The sequence below is a fragment of the Ramlibacter sp. MMS24-I3-19 genome (assembly GCF_050320135.1).
Classification (GTDB): domain Bacteria; phylum Pseudomonadota; class Gammaproteobacteria; order Burkholderiales; family Burkholderiaceae_C; genus Ramlibacter.
Genome location: NZ_CP190017.1, coordinates 2,062,166 through 2,084,374, shown reverse-complemented (window position 1 = coordinate 2,084,374; position 22,209 = coordinate 2,062,166). Strand labels below are relative to the sequence as shown.

The window sequence follows — 22,209 nt, the reverse complement described above, 5'->3', positions numbered from 1 at the left end:
CCCGAACAGGCTCGTTGCACGACCACAACGCCAAATTCTTCCACAGCTTATCAACAGGTTGCTGCTGCAGGCTCAAGGACAAGTTGTGGGCGATCTGTGGATCAGCAGTGGGCATGCCGGTTTCATCCCGCATGGTGGGTTACTGAGCGTCGGCGTGCATAAAAACCGCTGCGGAACACCGTGATTCTATCTGTCTGGTCAGGGCTGCACGAATCGATGTGAGTACCTGCTCACTCCACTGAAACTCATCCATACGAAGGTAAATTTCCTTTTCGGCCGAGCTTGCCCATCAAAAAAAGCCCCAAACCCGACTCCGGGCTCGGGGCTTCCTGAGGGTTGCGGTCAGCGCTGCGGCCGGATCAGCAGGTAGGTGGCGAGTTCTCCGCGACGCAGCAGGACAGGAATCGGCTTGGTGCGATCCACCTTCGCGATCACCGCTTCGAACTCGCGCACGCTGCCGATCTCGGTGTTGCCGATCGCCACGATGATGTCGCCTTCGCGGATGCCGGCACGCGCCGAGCCCTCGGCCACGCTGTCCACGCGCACGCCACCCTTGACCTTCAGCTCGCGCTTCTGGGCCTCGGTGAGTTCGCTCACGGACAGCCCGAGCGCCTGCGCAGCCGCTGAGCCCTTGGGTTTCTCCTCGGGTGCCGACGCCCGTCGCACCGGCTTCTCGGGTTCGAATTCCGCCACCGTGACGTTGAGGTCGCGAGAGCCGCCACGACGAAAGACGCTGAGCGTCGAACGCGTTCCCGGCTTGGTGTTGCCCACCATGCGCGGCAGGTCGGTCGCGCGTTCGATCGCCTGGCCGTTGAACTTGGTGATGATGTCGCCCGCTTCGACCCCCGCCTTGTCGGCCGGGGAGCCGGACTCGACACTGCGCACGAGCGCGCCGATCGCCTTGCCGAGGCCGATGGATTCCGCCACGTCCTTCGTCACCGAATCGATCTGCACGCCGATGCGACCTCGCGAGACGCGTCCGCTGGCCCGCAACTGGTCGGCCACGCGCACCGCCTCGTCCATCGGAATGGCGAACGAGATGCCCATGAAGCCACCAGAGCGCGAATAGATCTGGCTGTTGATGCCGATCACCTCCCCGCGCATGTTGATCAGCGGCCCGCCCGAGTTGCCCGGATTGATCGCGACGTCGGTCTGGATGAAAGGCAGGTAGTCACCCGTGTCGCGCGCCTTGGCGCTGACGATGCCGGCGGTGACCGTGTTCTCCAGCCCGAAGGGCGAGCCGATGGCCATCACCCACTCGCCGACCTTGAGCTTGCCGACGTCGCCGATCTTCACGAAAGGCAGGCCCGTGGCTTCGATCCTCACCACTGCGACGTCCGTGCGCTTGTCCGCGCCAATGATCTTGGCCTTGAACTCGCGCTTGTCGGTGAGCGTCACCATCACCTCGTCGGCGCCCTCGACGACGTGTGCGTTCGTCATCACGAAGCCATCGGCGCTGAGGATGAAGCCGGACCCGACACCGCGCGGCTGCTCCTGGTCGGGAGGCATCGGACGATTCGGCGTGTTGGGACTGGGGCTCGGGCTGGGTCCACGGCGCGGTGTCTCCGGCATGGGAACGCCGAAGAAGCGGCGGAAGAAATCCTGCATCTCCTCGTCCATCTGCCCGCTTCCCGACGGTCCGCCGCCAGAACGGACATGCTCGAGCGTCCTGATGTTCACGACCGCCGGGCCGACCTGCTCCACGAGGTCGGTGAAATCGGGCAACGAGTGCGGCTGTGGCGCCGACTGCGCGTGGACGGATGCGGGCGGCAGTGCCACCGCCAGTCCCGCCGAGGCGAGCGCGACGGCGAATGCATGGGAGCGGAGCTGTTTCCGGACGAAGCGGGACATGCGGACCTCTTGGTGGTGGAGCGGATGGCTGACGTTGAGAGCGCCGGCCCGCCACCATTGTTCCTCAGCGGACCTGCAGGCGGTGCACGAGGGCCTCAGCGCCGCCGCTCGAGGTTCTGGGCGAAAACCCTGAGTGTCTGCGCCGGCACCTCACCGACCACCGTGAGCCACCAGTCGTCGATGCGCCGGGTGAGGGTCTGGGTGGCACCTGCAGCGAACACGCCTTCCTGCCGATGACGCTCGGGATCGTAGTGCTCCACGAACAAGGAGACGGAAGCGAGCCCGTCGGAAAAGATCCACTGGATCCCGTCTTCCTGCGCGCCGCCGCCCGCCGGCCGCTTGTAGCAATTGAGCGGCTGGAAACCCGCGACTTCCCCATGCAGGCCCCACCCTTCGGCGGCCGGCGTGGTCTTGACGGCCTGCGCACGTTCGACGCGCCAGCCCGCAGGCGGTTGCATCATTTGCGCCAGCTTCTCCGCCCGTAAGGGCGAGTCGAGCTGGAGCTCGGAAAACGCGGACTGCTCCAGCACGTTGCCTTCACCGTCGAGGGTCTGCAGCTTGACGACCAGTCCGGTGCGTCGCTCACTCCAGACCCGGTAGCCGAACCGCAGCTGGTCCTTGGGCACGAGCTGCACGACGTCGGCGTCGAAGCCGGCCACACGCTCGGCGCCGAGCCGCCGCGCGGCATAGAAGTCGGCGATGGAGTTGTCGCTGGACTTCAGGAGGTTGGGGAACATCCCCAGGGAATCGCGGCGCTCGGCCCGCACGACGCGGCTCTCGGGCAGGAAGGTGAGCACCTCGTTGTTGCGCCGGAAAGTGGACCGCGGCTTGCCGGTGAGCACCTCGACCCGTTCGACCTGCTGGGCCGCATCGCCAGCGTGCCAGATGCGCGCACTGGACATCGAGCCGGCGCTGGAGGACACCACGAACGTGCCTACGTAGCTGCGCAGCCGTGACGCCTGCTGCATGCGCATCAGCCATTCGTTGACGCCCCGTTCTGGCTGGGGACCGGCGCTGGCCGGCTGGGGGGCGGCCGCGGCAGTTGCCGTGACCGCGAGCGCGAACGCCCCGATGAGCCAGCGGGCGGATAGGAGACGCAGTGGCGGCAACGACAAGGCCATGCCGGACCTAGCGCGACGGGCCTTCGAAGGTCGCGTTGCGCACGAAGCCCGCTGGCATCTGCAAGGCGGAGGCACCGCCGAACTGGCGATGCGCCGCCAACAGCTCATCGAGCCGTGGGTCGCGGATCATCACGCCTGCCTCGCTGCGCGCGAGCACAGGGGCAGCCTGCTGCGACGGCGCAGCCGCCAGCTGCGGCTGTGCAGATGGTGCGCCACCGCTTCCCGTGCCCACGATCGACCACCCCACCGCAGCCACGGCAGCAACGGAGGCCACGCCCGCCAGCAACTTCCAGCGCATGCTGGCGTCATTGGCCGCGACGGCGGACGACCAGCCCGGCTGTACGCCGACCGCGGGAACCACGACAGGCTGGGGGCACGACTCCTGGGCGAGCCGGGCCGACAGCTTGTCGAGAAAAGGTTGCGAGGCCGCAGCGTGGCTTGCCTCGCCGGACCGCAGCACGTCGCCGATCACGTGGTACGCGTGCCAGGTCGCGAGCGTGGACCGATCGGCGCACGTGGCCTGCACCGCCAGCGCAAAGGCCTCGCCCTGCAACTGCCCGTCCGCCAGGGCGGAGATCAATTCGTTGTTGTCCATCTTGTCCATCGCATCACCTCGCCAACTTCACCAGCGCTTGCCCGATTGATTCTCCAGAAGGGGCTTCACCTTCGCCGAGATGGCTTCGCGGGCGCGGAAGATCCGCGAGCGCACCGTCCCGATCGGGCAATTCATCACTTCCGCGATCTCTTCGTAGCTCAACCCTTCGATCTCGCGCAGGGTCACTGCCTGTCGCAGTTCCTCGGGGAGCGCCTCCATGGCCGAGTTCACCCTGGCGGCGATTTCCTTGGCCGCAAGCACCGTTTCCGGCGTTTCGGCGCTGGTTAGTTCGTTCTCCGCCGAGGAAGTTTCATCGTCGTCCTCGCCCCCCGGAAGGCAGATTCCGAGACCAGCGGGTCGCGTTTCAGGTCGACCAGTGCCTTCTTGGCGGTGTTGACGGCAATGCGGTACAGCCACGTGTAGAACTGCGCCTCGCCCCGGAACTGACCCAGCGCGCGATAGGCCCGGATGAAGGTCTCCTGCGCGATGTCCTCCACCAGGTCGACGTCGCGCACCATGCGACCGATCAGGCGCTCGATGCGACGCTGGTACTTCAGGACCAGCAGCTCGTAAGCCCGCTGGTCGCCCGCTACCGTCCTGGCCACCAACATCTGGTCGGTGTCCTGCGCCGAAGGCGGTGGAGCGGGAGTCTTGGTCATGGTGTGGCCGAAGGCGGCTCCGCCCCGGACGGTGCATCCGCGGCGGCGCGCGAATATACAGCACGGCGCAGTGCATCCCAGTGACTGCGCGTGCCTTGCGGCTGCAGCCAGAGCCACTGCATTGCGCCGGGTGCCGACCAGCGCACCAGCAGGAGGCCTTGCAGGTCGAGGACCACCCGCAGCGAACCCTCGCGCGCGATGGACACTCCCGCGGGCGCCCATGTCCAGCGGGAGCCGTCCCACGCGAGAGCCCCTTCAGGCGTACGCCACCAAGTGAATGCCGCGACGACGCCGAGCGCAAGCACCAGGCTGGCGACCAGCCAGGCTCGCCAGCCTGATGCGCCAGCAGCCACCCACGCGACCGACACCAGCGCCGTGGCGGCCCACAGCACGGCAAGGATGGAGGCCGCCCATGAAGAACGCCCCACCGGATGACTTACCGATGGGGCGCCATGCATGTGGAAACGGCGCGCGGACGATGCCGTGCGGCGCGTCAGGCGCGCTTGAACACCAGCGTGCCGTTGGTGCCGCCGAAGCCGAAGTTGTTCTTCACGGCGACGTCGATCTTCATGTCACGCGCCGTGTTGGCGCAGTAGTCCAGGTCGCACTCCGGGTCCTGGTTGAAGATGTTGATCGTGGGCGGGCTCTTCTGGTGGTGCAGCGCGAGCACGGTGAACACCGACTCGATGCCGCCGGCGCCGCCCAGGAGGTGGCCCGTCATCGACTTGGTCGAATTGACGACGACCTTCTTCGCATGGCTGCCCAAGGCCGCCTTGATCGCGTTGGTCTCGTTCAGGTCACCGAGCGGCGTGGACGTGCCGTGCGCGTTCAGGTAATCCACCTGGTCGGCGTTGATGCCGGCATTGCGCAGCGCGCCCGCCATGGACCGCCGCGGCCCGTCGACGTCCGGCGCCGTCATGTGGAAGGCGTCGGCGCTCATGCCGAAGCCTGCCACCTCGGCGTAGATCCTTGCGCCGCGTGCCTTCGCATGTTCGTACTCCTCGAGCACCAGCACGCCGCCACCTTCGCCCAGCACGAAACCGTCGCGGTCCTTGTCCCATGGCCGCGAAGCGGTCTTGGGATCGTCGTTGCGGGTGGACAGCGCTCGCGCGGCGGCAAAGCCCCCGACGCCGAGCGGCGAGACCGTGGACTCGGCGCCGCCAGCCACCATGATGTCGGCGTCGCCGCTCTCGATCATGCGTGCCGACAGCCCGATCGCGTGCAGGCCGGTCGTGCAGGCGGTGACCACCGCGATGTTGGGACCCTTGAAGCCATACTTGATGGAGACCTGGCCCGAGATCATGTTGATGATCGAGGCCGGCACGAAGAACGGCGAGATGCGACGCGGACCGCGATTGGTCAGCTCGGTATGGGTTTGCTCGATCATCGGCAGCCCGCCGATGCCCGAGCCGATGTTCACCCCGATGCGAGTGGCCAGTTCACCGCCCAGCGCGTCTCCCGTGGGCAAGCCGCTGTCGGCAACGGCCTGCGCGGCAGCGGCCAGGCCGAGATGGATGAACCGGTCCATGTGCCGGGCTTCCTTCTCGGGGATGTAGTCGCCGATGTTGAAACCCTTGACCTCGCCGGCGAACTTGCACGCCAGGTTGGCCGCGTCGAACTGCGTGATGAGGTCGATGCCGCTCCTGCCGGCGAGCAGGTTGGCCCAGCTTTCGGCGACGGTGTTGCCGACCGGGCTGACACAGCCCAGGCCCGTGACGACGACTCGGCGGCGGGACGACATGGGGGAATCAGGCCTTCTGGTGCGTGTTGGCGTAATCGATGGCGTTCTGCACCGTGGTGATCTTCTCGGCGTCCTCGTCCGGGATCTCGATGCCGAACTCGTCCTCCAGCGCCATCACCAGTTCCACCGTGTCGAGCGAGTCCGCGCCCAGGTCAGCGACGAAAGCCTTGTCGTTGGTGACCTGCGACTCTTCCACGCCGAGCTGCTCGGCGATGATCTTCTTGACACGTGCTTCGATATCGCTCATGGGTTCCCTCAAAGGGTTTGTTGAATGAATCCGCGATTTTAGCGCCCGCGCCCTCTGGCGACGGGCAGCTCTGCCGCGGTGCAGCAAGCCGACCGCTGCGCGGTCAGGCCATGTACATGCCGCCGTTGACGTGCAGTTCCTGGCCGGTGACGTAGCCGGCCTCGCGCGAGGCGAGGTAGGCCACCGCGTGCGCCACGTCGGCCGGGGTGCCCAGTGCGCCCAGCGGGATCTGGCCCAGCAACGCCTTCTGCTGTTCCTCGGGCAGGCCGGCAGTCATGTCGGTGGCGATGAATCCGGGGGCCACGCAGTTGACGGTGATGCCGCGGCTGCCCAGTTCGCGGGCTAGTGCCCGCGTCATGCCGGCCACGCCCGCCTTCGCCGCTGCATAGTTGGCCTGCCCGGCGTTGCCCGAGGCCCCCACCACCGAGGTGATGTTCACGATGCGCCCGTAGCGCTGCTTCATCATCGTGCGCATCACGGCCCGGCTCATGCGAAAGACGGCCTTCAGGTTGGTGTCGAGCACCGCGTCCCAGTCCTCGTCCTTCAGCCGCATGGCGAGCATGTCTCGCGTGATGCCGGCGTTGTTCACCAGGATCTGCAGGCCCCCGTGCTGCTTGACGATGCCATCCACGGCAGCCTCGGCCGCGGCCGCGTCGTTGACATTCAGCGCCACGCCGCGTCCGCCGCTGGCCTGCAGGGTCGCCGTGATGCGCGCGGCACCGTCTTCGGTGGTCGCGGTGCCGATCACGGTCGCACCGCGGGCGGCCAGTTCCTGCGCGATCGCCGCGCCGATACCGCGGGTCGCGCCGGTCACCAGGGCAATCTGTCCTTGCAGTGCGCTCATGCCAGCAGCTCCTTTGTCTCGGCCAGCGTGGCCGGGTCATACACGGCACCGGCACGCAATGCCGGGTCGATGCGCTTGGTCAGGCCGAGCAAGACCTTGCCCGGGCCGCACTCGACCAGGGTCGAGACACCCCGCTCCTGGATCGCGCGAACGCAATCGACCCACCGCACGGGTCCGAACGCCTGCTCGTAGAGGGCGGCGCGAATGCGATCGGGATCGGTCTCGACCTTCGCCTCGATGTTGTTGACGACCGGGATGCGCGGCGCAGCGAACGCAGTTGCGGCGAGCCGCTCGCGCAGGCGGTCCGCCGCCGGTTTCATCAGGCTCGAATGGAACGGCGCCGACACGGGCAGCAGCAACGCGCGCTTGGCCCCGTTGGCCTTGAGCACCTCGCAGGCCTTGTCGACGGCAGCCTTGCTGCCGGCGATGACTGTCTGCGCGGGATCGTTGAAGTTGGCCGCTTCGACCACTTCCGAGGTGTTGGTGCCGAACGAGCGCTGCGCCTCCGCGCAACCTTCGATCACCTTCTGGGCATCCATGCCGAGCACGGCCGCCATGGCGCCGGTGCCGACGGGCACCGCATCCTGCATGGCCTGCGCGCGGAAGCGCACCAGCGGTGCGGCATCGGCGAGCGACAGCACGCCGGCAGCAACGAGCGCGGAGTACTCGCCCAGCGAATGGCCGGCCACCACCGCCGGCTGCGCCCCGCCTTCGGCCAGCCAGGCCCGGCAAGCAGCCACGCCGGCGACCAGCATCACCGGCTGCGTGTTGGTGGTCAGTCCGAGTGCTTCCTTCGGCCCTTCCTTGATCAGGCGTCCGATGTCCTCTCGCAGGGCATCGGAGGCTTCCGCCAGGGTGGCGGCAACGGCAGGATGGTCGCCCCAGGCGTCGAGCATGCCGACGGCCTGCGAGCCCTGCCCCGGAAAGACGAAGGCAAACGGTTGCATTGGATCTGTGTTGTGTTCGATTGCGGTGGCGCGCGCCAGACTAGAAGTCCAGCAGCACGGCACCCCAGGTGAAGCCACCGCCGACGCCTTCCAGCATCAGTGTGTCGCCCCGCTTGATGCTGCCGCTGCGCACGGCCGCATCGAGCGCCAGCGGGATCGAGGCCGCCGAGGTGTTGCCATGCTGGTCGACGGTGACCACCAGCTTGTCCAGCGGCAGCTTCAGCTTCTTCGCCGTGCCCTGCATGATGCGGATGTTGGCCTGGTGCGGGATCAGCCAGTCGATCTCGCTCTCGCTGCGACCGGCCTTCGCCAGCGTCGCCCGTGCCGCGCTCTCGAGCACGCCGACCGCGAGCTTGAAGACCGCCTGGCCGTCCATCTTCAGCACCGGATCGCCCAGCACCTGGCCACCCGAGACGCTGCCCGGCACGCAGAGGATGCCGACATGCTTGCCGTCGGCATGCAGATCGGACGCAAGGATGCCGGGCGTGTCCGATGCTTCCAGCACCACCGCCCCCGCACCGTCGCCGAACAGCACGCAGGTGGTGCGGTCGTTGAAGTCCAGGATGCGCGAGAACACCTCGGCCCCGATCACCAGCGCGCGGGTCGCACTGCCGGTGCGGATCATCGCGTCGGCCACGGTGAGCGCGTACACGAAGCCGCTGCACACCGCCTGCACGTCGAACGCCGGGCAGCCCGCGATGCCCAGCTTGTTCTGCAGGATGCACGCGGCGGACGGGAACACCATGTCGGGCGTCGAGGTCGCCACGATGATCAGGTCGATGTCTTCCGGCTTGCGGCCGGCTGCCTCGAGCGCGTGGCGCGCGGCGTGCACCCCGAGCTCGCTGGAGGTCACGTCGGGCGCGGCGAAGTGGCGCGCCCGGATGCCGGTGCGTTCCACGATCCATTCATCGGAGGTCTCGACGCCCCGCGTTGCCAGCTCCGCGGCAAGGTCGGCGTTCGTCACTCGGCGCGGGGGCAGGTAGCTGCCGGTGCCGGTGATGCGCGAATATCGGCTCATTCGGAAGCGATCGCCTCGAGCGGCGCATCGGCGGCGCCGGCCAGCAGGGGCTTGGCGTGTGCGATGCGGGCCTGCACGCGATCGAGCAAGTTGTTCCGGGCGGCATCATACGCCCGCTCGAGAGCGTGGCCGAATGCGAAATCGTCGGCCGACCCGTGGCTCTTGAACACGAGCCCGCGCAGTCCCATCAGGGCCGCGCCGTTGTAGCGGCGATGGTCCACTCGGTTCTTGAACGCGCGCAGCACGGGATAGGCAGCCAGCGCGGCCATCTTCGTGAAGACGTTGCGCGAGAACTCCTGGCGCAGGAAGCCGCCGATCATCCCGGCCAGTCCTTCGCTGGTCTTGAGCAGCACGTTGCCGACGAAGCCGTCGCACACCACGATGGCTGTGGTGCCCTTGAAGATGTCGTTGCCTTCCACGTTGCCGTGGAAGTTCAGGTCGCCGGCAGCTGCGGCCGACCGCAGCAGCTCACCCGCGCGCTTGATGACTTCGCTGCCCTTGATCACCTCCTCGCCGATGTTCAGCAGGCCCACCGTGGGTGCCTCCTGGTCGGTGAGCGCGGAGACCAGCGCCGACCCCATCACGGCGAACTGCAGCAGGTGTTGCTCGGTGCAATCGACGTTGGCCCCGAGGTCCAGGACGGTCGTGACCCCGCCCTTCGCATTGGGCATGGGATACGCGATGGCCGGGCGGTCGATGCCCTCGAGGGTCTTCAGGACGTAGCGGGCCAGCGCCATCAGCGCACCCGTGTTCCCAGCGGACACCGCGGCCTGCGCCTTGCCTTCCTTGACCTGCTGGATCGCGACCCGCATCGACGAGTCCTTCTTGCGGCGCAGGGCGACCTCCACCGGGTCGTCCATGGTCACGACCTCGCTGGCCGCCACGTGCTTCGCGCGCGGATGCTGGAACGCCTGCAGCGCGTCGCCTGCACCGACCAGCAGCAGTTGCGCATCGGGATGGGCATCGAGGAAGTGGCGGCAGGCCGGGAGCGTCACCCGCAGCCCGTGGTCGCCGCCCATGCAGTCCACCGCGAGAATCGTCATGCCATCCATTCCTCCAGGATTACCGTACTGCCACCGTGCGCGCAGGAGCCAGAAAAAAGGCCCGAGCTGCGTTCGGCAGCGCCGGGCCTCTGGCCGATGCGCGAAGGCGCGTCAGGCGTCGTTCTTGGTCTTGAGCACCTTGCGGCCACGGTAGAAGCCGGTCGGGCTGATGTGGTGGCGCAGGTGCGTCTCGCCGGTGGTCGGCTCGACGGCGATACCGGGCACCGTGAGTGCGTTGTGCGAACGGTGCATGCCCCGCTTGGAAGGGGACTTCTTGTTTTGCTGGACGGCCATGTGGGGCTCCTGGACAGGTCGCCCTGCAGCCTGGTGCGCAGCGGCGGTGTTGACGATGTTGGTGGGACCGCGCCGGGCCTCCTCTGCGAGGAACGCAAGAGGCTGGCTGCGGAGAGCCCGCGATTATAGGCCATCCCGGCCCGGAGCTCCAGCCGGATCAGGAACCGCCGCCCTTCAGGACCTTCAGGCCCGCGAACGGGTGCTCCGGCGCGGCCTCCACGAAGTCGGCATCCGCGCTCGATAGCTGCACCTCGTTCGGGCAGACCTCGTGCCGGGGCACCACGGGAACCTCCATCAGCAACTCGTCCTCGATCAGCGCCGGCAGGTCGAAGGCACGGCTGATGGCGAGCAGGTCCTCCTCCGCATCGTCGTCCTCGGCCGCGGCAGTGGCCTCGTCGGCCACGAACCGGAACGAGCGGTCCACCTCGAGGCGAATCTCCACTGGCTCGAGGCAGCGCTGGCACGTCATCGGGAGCATCGCGTCCGCCTGCAGGTGCAGCCAGACCTCGGGTTGTACGTGGCCCGGATTGCGCAACTCGCCCTCGGCGGACCAGGTGACCTCCCGCTCCTGGATCGAGGCGCGGGCCTCGTCGGCCAGCCGCTTGAATGCGGTCATCGGCTCGGATCCGGACAGCTCGGCAGCGTCCTCGGCGAACGCGCGCACATCGAGCCGCTGCGGCGTGAACTGCCTTTTCATCCGGGGCAGTGTAAGAGAATCGCCGCATGCCACGCACGCTCATCCTCGGCTCGACGTCACGCTATCGCCGCGAGCTGCTGGGCCGCTTGGGCCTGCCGTTCGAGGTCGTCGCACCCGAGGTGGACGAGACGCCGCGTCCCGGCGAAGCGCCGGCCGACCTGGCGCGGCGGCTCGCGCTTTCGAAGGCGCACGCCGTCGCACAGCGCAGGCCCGACTGCATCGTCATCGGGTCCGACCAGGTCGCCGATCTCGACGGCGAGCCGCTCGGCAAGCCGGGCGACCATGAGCGCGCCACGGCGCAGCTGCGACGCATGCGCGGGCATCACGTGGTGTTCCAGACCGCCATCGCGGTCGTGTGCGCAGAGACGGGGTTCGCGCAGCAGGACCTGGCGCCCGTCACCGTGAGTTTCCGGGAGCTGGCCGACGACGAGATCGAGGCCTACCTGCGTGCCGAGCAGCCGTACGACTGCGCCGGCAGCGCCAAGAGCGAAGGCCTGGGCATCGCGCTGCTGGACGCGATCCACAGCGACGATCCGACGGCGCTGGTCGGCCTGCCCCTGATCCGCACCTGCCGCCTCCTCCGCGCTGCCGGCCTGCGGGTGCCCTGATGACCGGCACGCTGTACCTCGTCCCGGCGCCGCTGGATTTCGGCACCGGCACCGCAGTGCCGCTGACGCAGGTGATGCCCGACGCCACGCTGCACGTCGCCGCCCGACTCACGCACTGGATCACCGAGAACGCGAAAACCACCCGCGCCTACCTGAACCGGGTGAACACGACGCACCCGCTGGCCCAGCCGCTGCAGGCGCTGGCGATCCAGGAACTGCCGCGCGAGGTGCACAAGAAGGGCGACCATGCCGCCGGCGCATTCGATGCGCGGCCCTGCTCGCCCCGGCCCGCGACGGCCACGACATCGGCCTGGTGAGCGAAGCCGGCATGCCCGCCGTGGCCGATCCGGGATCGTCGGTCGTGCGCGCTGCGCATGCGCTCGGCATCGCCGTGGTGCCACTGGTGGGACCGGTGTCGCTGCTCCTGGCGCTCGCGGCCAGCGGCCTCAACGGCCAGAACTTCGCCTTCGTGGGCTACCTGCCCCAGCAGTCCGCACCACGGCTGCAGCGGCTGCGCGAACTCGAGGCGCTGGCCTCGCGCACCGGGCAGACGCAGCTGTTCATCGAGACGCCGTATCGCAACCCGGCCCTGTGGCAGTCGCTGCTCGAAGGCCTGCGGCCGGAGACCACCATCGCGGTCGCGACGGGGCTGACCCTGCCCGCGGCGCGCGTGCAAAGCCGCAAGGCGGCGGCCTGGAAGAAAGAAGCGGTGCCGGTCACGGCGGACCAGCCGGCCGTGTTCCTGCTCGGCCCCTGACTCAGTGGATGGCGGGCACGGCGCGGATCGCGCGCACGGCGCCCTCGCCCATCGCCGCGCCGAACTTCTTCACCAGTCGCTCGGCGACGTTCTCGCGCCGCGTGTAGTCGACCAGCTCCTCGGCCTTGATCACCTCGCGGGCCACGTAGTCGAGGTTCGCGGTCTGGTCGGCGAGGCCCATCTCGACGGCCTGCTGGCCCGTCCAGAACAGGCCGCTGAACAGCTCGGGCGAGTCCTTCAGCCGCTTGCCGCGGCCGGTCTTCACCGCATCGATGAACTGCTTGTGGATCTGTTCCAGCATCTGCTGGGCGAATGCACGCTGCTTGTCGCTCATCGGGCTGAACGGGTCGAGGAAGCCCTTGTTCTCGCCGGCGGTGAGCAGGCGCCGTTCGACGCCGACCTTGTCCATGATGCCTGTGAAGCCGAAGCCATCCATGAGCACCCCGATGCTGCCCACGATGCTGGCCTTGTCGACATAGATCTTGTCCGTGGCCGACGCGATGTAGTACGCGGCCGAGGCACACGACTCCTCGACCACGGCATACACCGGCTTGTTGTTGTACTTGGCCTTCAGGCGGCGGATCTCGTCCCAGATGATGCCGGCCTGCACCGGGCTGCCGCCCGGCGAGTTGATCAGCAGCACGATGCCCTTGGCGCCGTCGTCCTCGAACGCGGCACGCATCGCGGCCACCACGAATTCGGCACTGGCGTCGGCGCCCTCTGCGATCTCGCCCTTGATCTCGATGACCGCCGTATGCGGCAGCGACTTGTCGGCCTTGGAGCCTCCGCGGTACATCGCGCCCCACACGAGAAACACGAAGAACGCCAGCCACAGGAAGGTCCGGAACATCTTCCACCGACGCGCGGCCCGCTGCTCGGCGAGCGTGGCGAACATCAGCCGCTCCATCGTGTCGCGCTCCCACCCGGGACGCAGGCCGTCGCGCGATGCAGCAGGCGGCAGGTTGCGGGAATCCGGCGAGGCGCCGGGCGGCAGCGGGTCACTCATGGGAGGAGGGTCAGAAGGCCAGGGGTTGGAGGTTCCAGGCAGTATGCCAGTGCACCACCCCGTCGCGTTCGCTGAGGACGATCTTCACCAGTCCCCCGCGGCAAGGGCCGCCTGCGCAGGCCCCGGTGTCCGGCCGGTAGACCGCGCCATGCGTGCTGCACAGGAGCCACTGCCCGCTGTCGTCGAAGAACTGGTTGGGCTGCCAGTCCATCTCCATCGCCACGTGCGCGCAACGATTGAGATAGGCATGCGGCCGGCCCTGCCAGCGCACCGCGAACGCACGGCAGGTCTGGCCGGCATAGACGACGTCGAACGGCACTGCGGCGCCGCCGTCGACGAGATCGGTGCCGTTGCACAGGGCCACCAGAGTCGATTCGTCAGCCATGGGCGAGCAGCCAGTCGTGCAGGTCGCGCACCGAATGCGCGACGTGCAGGGGCGCAAGCACGTCGAAGGCGGAAGGCTCGTGCGCCCCGTAGCTCACGCCCACGCTCGCGCACCCGGCGTTGCGCGCCATCTCGAGGTCATGGGTCGTGTCGCCCACCATGAGCGTGCGCTGCGGCTCGACGCCGAACTCGTCGACGAGTTCCTGCAGCATCCGCGGATGCGGCTTGCCCGCGGTCTCGTCCGCCGTGCGCGAGCCGTCGAACACGCCGAGCAGTTCCGCGCTGTGCAACGCCTCGTCCAGGCCCCGCCGCGACTTGCCGGTGGCCACTGCGATGCGGTGCCCGCCTGCCTTCAGGTCGCCCAGCATCGCGAGCACGCCATCGAACAGGCTCAGGTCGTCCTGGTGCTGGTGGTAGTGGAAGCGATACCGCGCGCCCAGCTCCTGGTACCTTTCCGGCGGCACGTCGGGCGCCGCGCGTGCCAACGCCTGCGCGAGGCTCATGCCGATCACATAAGCGGCCGCCGTGTCGGTGGGCATGGCACCGCCGACGTCGACGACCGCGCGCTGGATGCAACGCACGATCACTTTCGTCGAGTCGTAGAGGGTGCCGTCCCAGTCGAAGGCAATGAGGTCAAACTGGCGCGGACGTGGGCGCATGGCGATCGGCGAACTGCTGGAGGTCGGAGGGCAGCGGCGCTTCGAGCGCGACCGGCTCGCCGCTGGCGGGATGCTGGAACTGTAAGCGCCACGCGTGCAGGAACATGCGCTTGAGGCCCTCGCGGTGCAGCGACTTGTTCAGCTCGAAGTCGCCGTACTTGTCGTCGCCGGCGATGGGATGGCCCTGCGAAGCGAGGTGGACGCGGATCTGGTGCGTGCGACCGGTCTTGATGGTCACCTCGAGCAGCGTGTACGAGCCCAGCCGGCGCGCGACCTTCACCAACGTGATCGAGCGCATGCCGTCGGGGTCGTCCCTGGCGACCACCTTCACGCGGCGCTCGCCGGCCGCTTCATCGTCGCCAGCGACCATGAACTTGTGCAGCGGCAGGTCGATGACCTTCTTGTTGACCGGCCAGGCACCGACAACGAGCGCGAGATAGGTCTTGCCCGTCTCGCGCCCGCGGAACTGGTCCTGCAGCCGGGTCAGCGCCGAGCGCCGCTTGGCCACCAGCAGCACGCCCGAGGTCTCGCGGTCGAGGCGATGGACCAGCTCGAGGAAACGCGCCGCGGACCGCGCCTGCCGCAGCTGCTCGATGACGCCGAAGCTCACGCCGCTGCCGCCGTGGACAGCCACGCCGGCCGGCTTGTCGATGGCCAGCAGGTGCTCGTCCTCGAGCAGGACCGGGAACTCACGCGCCGGCGCGGGACGGGCCGCGGGATCGGTCACGCGCTCGGGCAGCCGCACCGGCGGCACCCGCACCAGGTCGCCGGCCTCGAGGCGCGTGTCCGCACCGGCACGCCCCTTGTTCACCCGCACCTCGCCGCTGCGGATGATGCGGTAGACGTGCGTCTTCGGAACGCCCTTGAGCTCGCGCAGCAGGAAGTTGTCGAGGCGCTGGCCGGCGAATTCCTCGCCCACCGCGACGGTCTTGACACCGCCCTGGGAGCCGGCGGCCGCGGCCCCTATAATGCGTTTCACTAGCGTGACGCCGTAAGTGTTTGATTTGGCAGGATTTTAGAACCTGCCTCGAACAGGGCCACGCTGGCAGGTCGATGCCGACGGCGTTCCTGCCAGGCCGCAGCCAGCCCCATGAGGCCACTGCCGCCCGGCCGGGCGCCCAAGCCGCCGACGCTTTGTCGAAACCCGAACGGAATACAAGGCTGCCAGAACAGACGCTGGCAGCGGATCGCGAGACCTCCCGTGCTGCTGACGATTCTCCTGGCCTGCTGGCGGTGGCTGATGTCCACCGCCCGCGGCTTCGGCCCGTCCCGGCACAGGGCCCGAGCCCCGCAGGATGCAGTCCTCCCTGCGGACCTGCGCCCCGGCCCCCGCCTCGCCCTCGTCCATGCGCCGCCCATCCGCCTGCTGACCTAGCCCCTGGCTGGTCAGCAGCGTCGCCGCGCACCTTCCGTTCCCGTTTCGCACAGCGCCTGCCACGGCATCGTGGACCCGTTGCGGGTCGTATTGAGACGTGAGAACAAAAAGGTGACGCTATGAAGCGGATGCTGATCAACGCCACGCAGGCCGAAGAGCGCCGGCTGGCCATCGTCGACGGGCAGAAGCTCCTCGACTACGAAATCGAGATCGAAGGGCGCGAACAGCGCAAGGGCAACATCTACAAGGCCGTCGTCACGCGCGTCGAGCCTTCGCTGGAAGCCTGCTTCGTCGACTACGGCGAGGACCGCCACGGCTTCCTGCCGTTCAAGGAAATCTCCAAGCAGTACTTCGCGCCCGGCGTGTCGGCCTCGCAGGCCCGCATCAACGAGGCGATCCGCGAAGGCCAGGAACTGCTGGTGCAGGTCGAGAAGGAAGAGCGCGGCAACAAGGGCGCGGCCCTGACCACGTTCATCTCGCTGGCCGGCCGCTACGTCGTGCTGATGCCCAACAACCCGCGCGGTGGCGGCGTCTCGCGCCGCATCGAGGGCGAGGACCGGCAGGAGCTCAAGGAGAACATGGACCAGTTGGAGTACCCCAACGGCATGTCCATCATCGCCCGCACCGCCGGCATCGGCCGCAGCGCGCCCGAGCTGCAGTGGGACCTGAACTACCTGCTCAAGCTCTGGAACGCCATCGACGGCGCGGCCAAGGGCGGCAAGGGCGCGTTCCTGATCTACCAGGAGTCGTCGCTGGTGATCCGCGCGATCCGCGACTACTTCAACAACGACATCGGCGACATCCTGATCGACACGGACGAGATCTACGACCAGGCGCAGCAGTTCATGTCGCACGTGATGCCCGAGCACGCGGCGCGCGTGAAGCGGTACCGCGACGATGCCCCGCTGTTCTCGCGCTTCCAGATCGAGCACCAGATCGAGTCGGCGTACGCGCGCGAGGTGAAGCTGCCTTCCGGCGGCGTGATCGTGATCGACCACACCGAGGCGCTGGTGTCCATCGACGTCAACTCGGCGCGCGCCATCAAGGGCGGCGACATCGAGGAGACCGCCACCCGCACCAACCTGGAAGCCGCCGACGAAGTGGCGCGCCAGATGCGCCTTCGCGACCTGGGCGGCCTGATCGTCATCGACTTCATCGACATGGAGGAGTCGAAGAACCGCCGCGAGGTGGAGAACCGCCTGCGCGACGCGCTGCGGCAGGACCGCGCCCGCGTGCAGTTCGGCACCATCAGCAAGTTCGGCCTGATGGAGATGAGCCGCCAGCGCCTGCGCCCCGCGCTGTCGGAAGGTGCGTCGATCCCCTGCCCCCGCTGCGGCGGCCACGGCCACATCCGCGACACCGAGAGCTCGGCGCTGCAGATCCTGCGCATCATCCAGGAAGAGTCCATGAAGGACAGCACCGCCGCCGTGCACTGCCAGGTGCCGGTGGAGGTGGCGTCGTTCCTGCTGAACGAGAAGCGCACCGAGATCGCCAAGATCGAGCTCAAGCAGCGCATCGCGGTGATCATGGTGCCGAACAAGTCGCTCGACACGCCGCACTACAAGCTCGAGCGCCTGAAGCACGACGATCCGCGCCTGGACAACCTCAAGGCCAGCTACCACATGGCCGAGGAAGTCGAGGAGAAGACCGAGGTCACGCGCCGCTCGCAGGAGCGCGCCAATCGCCAGGAGCCGGTCATCAAGGGCGTGCTGCCCGACATGCCGGCGCCGATCGCGCCGCCCAAGCCGGAGAAGGTGGCCGAGCCCGCGCCGCAGGCAGCCGCTCCTGCTGCGCGTCCGCCGCGCACGCCCGTGCCGACGCCCGCGCCGGAGCCGAGCTTCTTCGCCTGGTTCAAGAGTCTGTTCAGCCCGCAACCGTCCGCTGCGCCGGCGCCTGCCGCCACTGCTGCCACGACAACCGCGGCCACGCCCGAGAAGCGCGAAGCCCGTGGCGAACGCGGCGAGCGCGGCGAAGGCCGTGGTGGTCGCGGCCGGGGCCGCGATCGCAACCGCGGCGGCGAAGGTCGCCGTGACAGCGAGCAGCGCCGCGACCGCGCGGTGGCCGAAGGTGCCGAAGGCCAGCAGGGCCACCGTCCCGAAGGCGCGGAAGGCCGCCGCGAGCGGCCGCAGCGTGGCGAGCGCAACGAGCAGCGCGAGGGGCGCGAGCCGCGCGAAGCCCGCGAAGCCCGCGAAGCCCGCGAAGCGCGTGAGCCACGTGAACCCCGCGAGGCCCGTGAACCGCGTGAGCCGAGGGAAGCCCGTGGCGACCGCGCGCCGCGCGAACGCCGCGACGAGCGCCGTGGCGAGGAGCAGCGCGCGCCCGAGGGCCTGACGCAGGACGCGCAGCAAGCCACCGAAGGCCAGGCGCCGCGTGGCGATCGTCCGCCGCGCGGTGAGCGCGGCGACCGTGGCGAAGGCCGTCGCGAGCGCGGTGAGCGCGGTGAGCGCGGTGAGCGCGGTGAGCGCGGTGAGCGCGGTGAGCGCGGTGAGCGCGGTGAGCGCGGCGAACGCCGTCCCCGCGAGCAGTTGCCGGAGCAGGTGACCGAGGGCGACGTGGTCGAAGGCCAGGAGTCGGCGGCGCTGGCCGAAGGCGCTGCGCCGGGCCAGGATGCTGCGCATGCCGAGGGTGGCGAAGGCCGCCGCGACGCGCGCCGCTCGCGCGACCGTTATGGCCGCGACCGCCGCGACCGGCAGCCGCGCGAGGACGCACCGGCGGGCGAGACCGCGGACCTGCAGCAGCCTCCGCAGGCGGAGACGCAGGGTGAAGACGCCGAGCGTCGCCCGCGCTACGGCAACGCGTTCGTCAACGACGAGCCGAGCGACAGGCGCGCGGCCCCAGCGCCTGCGCCGATGGCCCCGATCGCCGTGCAGGCGCCCGCTGCAAAGCCCGCGCCCGCGCCCGCTGCCGCCAAGGGCCTGCCCAAGGTGCAGCCGTTCCAGCTGCCCGTGGACCAGCTGGCGCAGATCGCCACCGGCTCCGGCCTGCAGTGGGTGAACTCGGACGCGGAGAAGATCGCTGCGGTGCAGGCCGCCATCGCCGCCGAGCCCAAGCCGATCCACGTGCCGCGCGAGCGTCCGCCCGTGGTCCAGATCGACGAAGGCCCGCTGGTGCTGGTGGAAACGCGCCGCGACCTGAGCGAGCTGAAGCTGCCGTTCGAGCAGCAGCCGCCGGCACCGCTGCAGTGATGCGCTGACCGCGCGGCAAGAAGAAGGCCCGTCGATGACGGGCCTTTTTTCATGGGCGCGGTGGAGGGACTCAGTCGACCGCGGCCTGCCTCCAGGCCGTGCGGGCCGCTTCCTCGTCGCCGCGTTCCTCGGCCAGCCGCGCCAGCGCACGGTACGCGTCGCGGTGCAGGCCCGGGTCCTGCAGGGCCAGGGCCGCTTGGCGCATCAGCTGCTGCGCCTTGCCCCACAGTTGCCGCTTCATGCAGGCCGCGCCGGCCAGGTACTGCAGCGTGGCGTCGCGCGGATTGGCGCGCTGGGCCGCCTCGATGCGCGCCAGCCACGCACCGTCGATCGAATCCAGGCCCTGCTCGAGCGCCAGCACGAGCTTGACCTTCAGGCTGTCGCCCAGCTGGTGCTGCTGCTCCCACACGGGCAGCAGCCAGTCGCGGGCGAGATGCGCGTCGCCCCCGATGGCCACGAGCCGTTGCGCGGCATGGATCGCCAGTTCGGGCATCGCGCGCTCCGCGGGTTCCAGCGACGCCCAGGCTTTCTGCAGCTGCGCCGGGTCGTGCGCGCCATTGAGCAGGTCGGTGGCCAGGCCGCGAACCAGGCTGCTGGCGGCGGCGGGCGAGAACGCGCGGTGCTTGGCCAGCAGCCGCGCCGTCTCCAGCGCAGCGGCCGTGTGGCGGGCCAGCCGCGCGGCCTTGAGCTTCATGCGCAGGGCCAGCGTGCGGCGGCCGGCACCGCCGGGCAACCCCTGGAGCCAGTCGATGGCGGCTTGCGGCTCGTGGTCCTCGAGCGACCAGCGTGCGGCGCGCATCAGGGCGCCTTCGTGGGTCTCCAGCCCTTCACGGGCGGTCGATTGTTCGAGGGCGGACTGCAGGTGCTGTTCGCGCGCCGGACGATCCTGCAGCGCCTGGGAACTCTCGGCGGCCAGCAGGTGTGCCAGCGTGCGCAGCTGCGCGCCGTTGCCGGGCCCGGCTCCTCCTGCCGACAGCGACGCCTCCTGCACCAGGGCCGCCTCGGCCGACTTGCGCGCCCGGATGTAGCGGCCGGCCAGCAGGTGCGATAGCGCATCGAGCAGCAGCGCGTGCATGCCGCGCTCCTTCTGCTGCGTGCGCCAGCGCAGCGCTTGCCTGGGCAGGTCGAACAGGGCCGACAGCGCCCGCAGCGCGGTGTGCAGCAGCAGGAAGGCAGCCACCAGCAGCAGCAGCACGAGATTCAGTGACAGGTCCAGCCGGTACGGCGGCCAGAACACGGTGACCGTGCCCTGGTTGTTGCCGGCGAAGAGCGCCACCGCCGCGGCGACGGAGAACAGCACGAGGAGCCAGATGGCAGCGCGCATCGTGCCTCCTCAGCGGCTCGCGCCGGCCGCCGCCAGCGCGGCCAGGGTCTCGTCGATGCGCGGCAGGTCCACCGAGCGCAGCTGCAGCTGCATCTGCTGCAGTGAGGTGGCCAGCGTCTGCGTGCGACGCGAACCGGGATCGAAATAGCGCGTGAGCGCCGCGGCCGCGGTGGCCAGGTCGGCGCGCGCCGCGTCGGTCTGCCGTGCCAGCAGCGCCAGGCGCGCATTCATCAGCCGCAACTTGAGGTTCTCGCGCAGGAAGAAGGCCTGGTCCGGTGCGAGGAGCACGGCCTCGGGCTGGTCGATGCGGCTCACGCGCACCAGCGAACGCGCCTCCTCCTGCACCGACGCCAGCCACTTGCGCCACCAGGGCTGCGGCCTGGCCGGAACGGTGTCGGCGCGCCGGGCCGAAGCGGGACTGGCAGGACCGACGGCATTGGCCAGCGTCAGGTCGTCGACCTGGCGCGCGACTTCGTCCAGCCGCAGCAGCACACCGGGGGCGTCCGTGATCGCCGCCGATTTCACGCGCTCGATGTCGCGGGCGATCGCGCTGCGCACGCGCACGAGCCTGGGCTCGCCGGCGCGCGACAGGCGCTGGTCGGCCGTCCGCAGCGCCGACAGCAACGGCTCCGCGCTGAGCGTGAGCTGCGCCTGTTGCTGCGCGAGCCGCAGGCCTGCGTCGATGTCGACCAGCATGTTCTCGTCGCGCGAGCGCGAGAGGCTCTGCATGAGCTCCTCGAGCTGCGTTCGCTGCAGCGCCACTTCGCTCAGGCGCGTGTCGGTGATGGCCTGGCGGCCGGCAACGTCGCGCGCGAGATCCTGTGCCTGGCGCGCCATGGCACGCGCCTCGACGGCATTGCTGCCTGCATCGGCGCTCTGGCGCGCGAGCTGCTCCTGGATGCCGGACAGTTTCTGCCACAGGAGCACGCTGGCTCCCAGCGCGGCCAGGGTCAGCACCAGCAACAGCGCGAAGGCAAACCGGGAGATCGGGCTGCGGCGCTGGCTGCTGTCCTGCCCTTGCAGGGGCTGCGGCGCCAGGGGAGTCACGGGAGCGGGGTTGTCGATCTCGGGGGCGGGCTCTGCGGCACTCATCGGGACGATTCTAGGGTGCGCACCACCGCATCAAGGGTGGCGCGCACCTGCATCACGTCGCCGAAGCCCGCCTCCCGGGCCGCCCGGGCGATGCGCTCATGGGTCGCGAGGGCACGCGCACGCGCCCACCCGACGCCAGGCGCGAGTGCGCGCAGGTTGGCGATCGCCTCCGAACTGCTGAAGAGCCAGACCGATCCATCGGCTGCAGCGTCGCGTGCCGACGCTCGTTGCGCCTCCGTCCACGTGGGTCGCCGGCGCTCGTAGACGGCGAGCTGCTCCACCTGCGCACCCGCTTGCTGCAACTGCTGCGCGAGCCACTCGCGGCCGGTCGCGCCATCGGACCCCGCGCCGCGCACGATGAGCACGCGCCATTGCGGCTTCACGCGCGCCGCGGCCTCGTGCCACAGGGCCTCGGAGTCGAACTGCGGTGCGTCTGCACGCGGGGCGACGATCTGCGCCGCCGGCACCCGTGCCTCGTGCAGCGCCGCGACGGTACCCGGCCCGGTGGCCCACGCCTGCGTTCCAGCCGGCCATGCGGTGCCACCAGCCGCGGCCATGAAGTGCCGCACTGCGTTCGCGCTGACGAACATGGCGGCCTGGATCTTCGGCAGATTCGTCCAGGCGGTCCGGACTGGCGTCATGTCCGCGAGCGGACCGATGTCGATGAGGGGCAAGGCGAGCACCTGGTGGCCACGCCGGACCAGCTCGGAGGACCAGCGCGCCGCGTCAGCCGCGGGGCGGGTCAGCACCACGCGCATGGGC

At 69.3% G+C, this 22,209-nt stretch carries 21 protein-coding genes and 2 pseudogenes; 3 read left to right on the top strand and 20 right to left on the bottom strand.

Going from position 1 to position 22,209, the window contains the following annotated elements; genetic code table 11:
• Nucleotides 1-342: 342 nt before the first annotated feature.
• From ACPWT1_RS10425 to ACPWT1_RS10365, 13 genes and pseudogenes are all read right to left on the bottom strand, one after another.
• Nucleotides 343-1,851, bottom strand: a complete 1,509-nt coding sequence (locus ACPWT1_RS10425; protein ID WP_427915293.1) for a DegQ family serine endoprotease — start codon at nucleotides 1,849-1,851, stop codon at nucleotides 343-345.
• Nucleotides 1,852-1,946: 95 nt separating this feature from the next.
• Nucleotides 1,947-2,825: a MucB/RseB C-terminal domain-containing protein gene (locus ACPWT1_RS10420; protein ID WP_427915292.1), complete on the bottom strand. Its 879-nt coding sequence runs from the start codon at nucleotides 2,823-2,825 to the stop codon at nucleotides 1,947-1,949.
• A gap of 154 nt (nucleotides 2,826-2,979) precedes the next feature.
• A complete protein-coding gene (locus ACPWT1_RS10415; protein ID WP_427915291.1) occupies nucleotides 2,980-3,576 on the bottom strand; it encodes a sigma-E factor negative regulatory protein in 597 nt (198 codons plus the stop codon).
• A gap of 18 nt (nucleotides 3,577-3,594) precedes the next feature.
• Nucleotides 3,595-4,226, bottom strand: a pseudogene (rpoE, locus tag ACPWT1_RS10410) (RNA polymerase sigma factor RpoE).
• On the bottom strand, nucleotides 4,223-4,618 hold the full coding sequence (locus tag ACPWT1_RS10405; protein WP_427915290.1) for a hypothetical protein: 396 nt from the start codon (nucleotides 4,616-4,618) through the stop codon (nucleotides 4,223-4,225). Before ACPWT1_RS10405 ends, rpoE begins: the two are co-directional and overlap by 4 nt.
• 101 nt (nucleotides 4,619-4,719) lie before the next feature.
• Nucleotides 4,720-5,967, bottom strand: a complete 1,248-nt coding sequence (fabF, locus tag ACPWT1_RS10400) for a beta-ketoacyl-ACP synthase II (protein WP_427915289.1) — start codon at nucleotides 5,965-5,967, stop codon at nucleotides 4,720-4,722.
• 7 nt (nucleotides 5,968-5,974) lie between these two features.
• Nucleotides 5,975-6,214 carry an acyl carrier protein gene (gene acpP / locus ACPWT1_RS10395; protein ID WP_427915288.1) on the bottom strand — a complete coding sequence of 80 codons (240 nt, stop codon included), beginning with the start codon at nucleotides 6,212-6,214 and terminating at the stop codon, nucleotides 5,975-5,977.
• A 103-nt stretch (nucleotides 6,215-6,317) separates the two neighbouring features.
• Nucleotides 6,318-7,058 (bottom strand): 3-oxoacyl-ACP reductase FabG, encoded by a 741-nt coding sequence (gene fabG, locus ACPWT1_RS10390; protein WP_427915287.1) that lies wholly within the window; start codon nucleotides 7,056-7,058, stop codon nucleotides 6,318-6,320.
• Nucleotides 7,055-8,005 carry an ACP S-malonyltransferase gene (gene fabD / locus ACPWT1_RS10385; RefSeq protein ID WP_427915286.1) on the bottom strand — a complete coding sequence of 317 codons (951 nt, stop codon included), beginning with the start codon at nucleotides 8,003-8,005 and terminating at the stop codon, nucleotides 7,055-7,057. The genes fabG and fabD overlap by 4 nt, the downstream gene beginning before the upstream one ends.
• A 40-nt stretch (nucleotides 8,006-8,045) precedes the next feature.
• Nucleotides 8,046-9,023 (bottom strand): beta-ketoacyl-ACP synthase III, encoded by a 978-nt coding sequence (locus tag ACPWT1_RS10380; protein ID WP_427915285.1) that lies wholly within the window; start codon nucleotides 9,021-9,023, stop codon nucleotides 8,046-8,048.
• A complete protein-coding gene (plsX, locus tag ACPWT1_RS10375) occupies nucleotides 9,020-10,066 on the bottom strand; it encodes a phosphate acyltransferase PlsX (RefSeq protein ID WP_427915284.1) in 1,047 nt (348 codons plus the stop codon). Before plsX ends, ACPWT1_RS10380 begins: the two co-directional genes overlap by 4 nt.
• Nucleotides 10,067-10,177: 111 nt before the next feature.
• Nucleotides 10,178-10,360, bottom strand: a complete 183-nt coding sequence (gene rpmF / locus ACPWT1_RS10370; RefSeq protein WP_027101192.1) for a 50S ribosomal protein L32 — start codon at nucleotides 10,358-10,360, stop codon at nucleotides 10,178-10,180.
• 157 nt (nucleotides 10,361-10,517) lie between these two features.
• Nucleotides 10,518-11,057: a YceD family protein gene (locus ACPWT1_RS10365; RefSeq protein WP_427915283.1), complete on the bottom strand. Its 540-nt coding sequence runs from the start codon at nucleotides 11,055-11,057 to the stop codon at nucleotides 10,518-10,520.
• Between the two features lie 26 nt (nucleotides 11,058-11,083).
• Here ACPWT1_RS10365 and ACPWT1_RS10360 point away from each other — a divergent pair, with 26 nt between their 5' ends.
• Both ACPWT1_RS10360 and ACPWT1_RS10355 read left to right on the top strand, forming a co-directional pair.
• Nucleotides 11,084-11,665: a Maf family protein gene (locus ACPWT1_RS10360; RefSeq protein ID WP_427915282.1), complete on the top strand. Its 582-nt coding sequence runs from the start codon at nucleotides 11,084-11,086 to the stop codon at nucleotides 11,663-11,665.
• Nucleotides 11,665-12,422: pseudogene (locus ACPWT1_RS10355) on the top strand (SAM-dependent methyltransferase). Before ACPWT1_RS10360 ends, ACPWT1_RS10355 begins: the two are co-directional and overlap by 1 nt.
• Nucleotide 12,423: 1 nt before the next feature.
• Here ACPWT1_RS10355 and ACPWT1_RS10350 read toward each other — a convergent pair.
• The 4 genes from ACPWT1_RS10350 to ACPWT1_RS10335 are packed head-to-tail and all read right to left on the bottom strand — an operon-like array spanning nucleotide 12,424 to nucleotide 15,450.
• Nucleotides 12,424-13,428 (bottom strand): S49 family peptidase, encoded by a 1,005-nt coding sequence (locus ACPWT1_RS10350; protein ID WP_427915281.1) that lies wholly within the window; start codon nucleotides 13,426-13,428, stop codon nucleotides 12,424-12,426.
• A gap of 10 nt (nucleotides 13,429-13,438) precedes the next feature.
• A complete protein-coding gene (locus ACPWT1_RS10345; protein ID WP_427915280.1) occupies nucleotides 13,439-13,813 on the bottom strand; it encodes a Rieske (2Fe-2S) protein in 375 nt (124 codons plus the stop codon).
• Entirely contained in the window at nucleotides 13,806-14,471 is a 666-nt protein-coding gene (locus tag ACPWT1_RS10340; protein WP_427915279.1) for an HAD family hydrolase, read from the bottom strand. Before ACPWT1_RS10340 ends, ACPWT1_RS10345 begins: the two co-directional genes overlap by 8 nt.
• Nucleotides 14,446-15,450, bottom strand: a complete 1,005-nt coding sequence (locus ACPWT1_RS10335; protein ID WP_427915278.1) for an RluA family pseudouridine synthase — start codon at nucleotides 15,448-15,450, stop codon at nucleotides 14,446-14,448. The genes ACPWT1_RS10340 and ACPWT1_RS10335 overlap by 26 nt, the downstream gene beginning before the upstream one ends.
• A gap of 515 nt (nucleotides 15,451-15,965) precedes the next feature.
• Between ACPWT1_RS10335 and ACPWT1_RS10330 the strand changes: the two genes are divergently transcribed.
• Entirely contained in the window at nucleotides 15,966-19,031 is a 3,066-nt protein-coding gene (locus ACPWT1_RS10330; RefSeq protein ID WP_427915277.1) for an Rne/Rng family ribonuclease, read from the top strand.
• A gap of 70 nt (nucleotides 19,032-19,101) precedes the next feature.
• Here the strand turns inward: ACPWT1_RS10330 and ACPWT1_RS10325 are convergent, their stop codons facing one another.
• Genes ACPWT1_RS10325 through ACPWT1_RS10315 form a run of 3 tightly spaced genes read right to left on the bottom strand, consistent with a single transcriptional unit; the run spans nucleotide 19,102 to nucleotide 22,205 of the window.
• Nucleotides 19,102-20,355, bottom strand: a complete 1,254-nt coding sequence (locus ACPWT1_RS10325) for a heme biosynthesis protein HemY (protein WP_427915276.1) — start codon at nucleotides 20,353-20,355, stop codon at nucleotides 19,102-19,104.
• 9 nt (nucleotides 20,356-20,364) lie between these two features.
• On the bottom strand, nucleotides 20,365-21,447 hold the full coding sequence (locus tag ACPWT1_RS10320) for a uroporphyrinogen-III C-methyltransferase (RefSeq protein ID WP_427915275.1): 1,083 nt from the start codon (nucleotides 21,445-21,447) through the stop codon (nucleotides 20,365-20,367).
• Nucleotides 21,444-22,205 carry a uroporphyrinogen-III synthase gene (locus ACPWT1_RS10315; protein ID WP_427915274.1) on the bottom strand — a complete coding sequence of 254 codons (762 nt, stop codon included), beginning with the start codon at nucleotides 22,203-22,205 and terminating at the stop codon, nucleotides 21,444-21,446. Before ACPWT1_RS10315 ends, ACPWT1_RS10320 begins: the two co-directional genes overlap by 4 nt.
• Nucleotides 22,206-22,209: the final 4 nt, after the last annotated feature.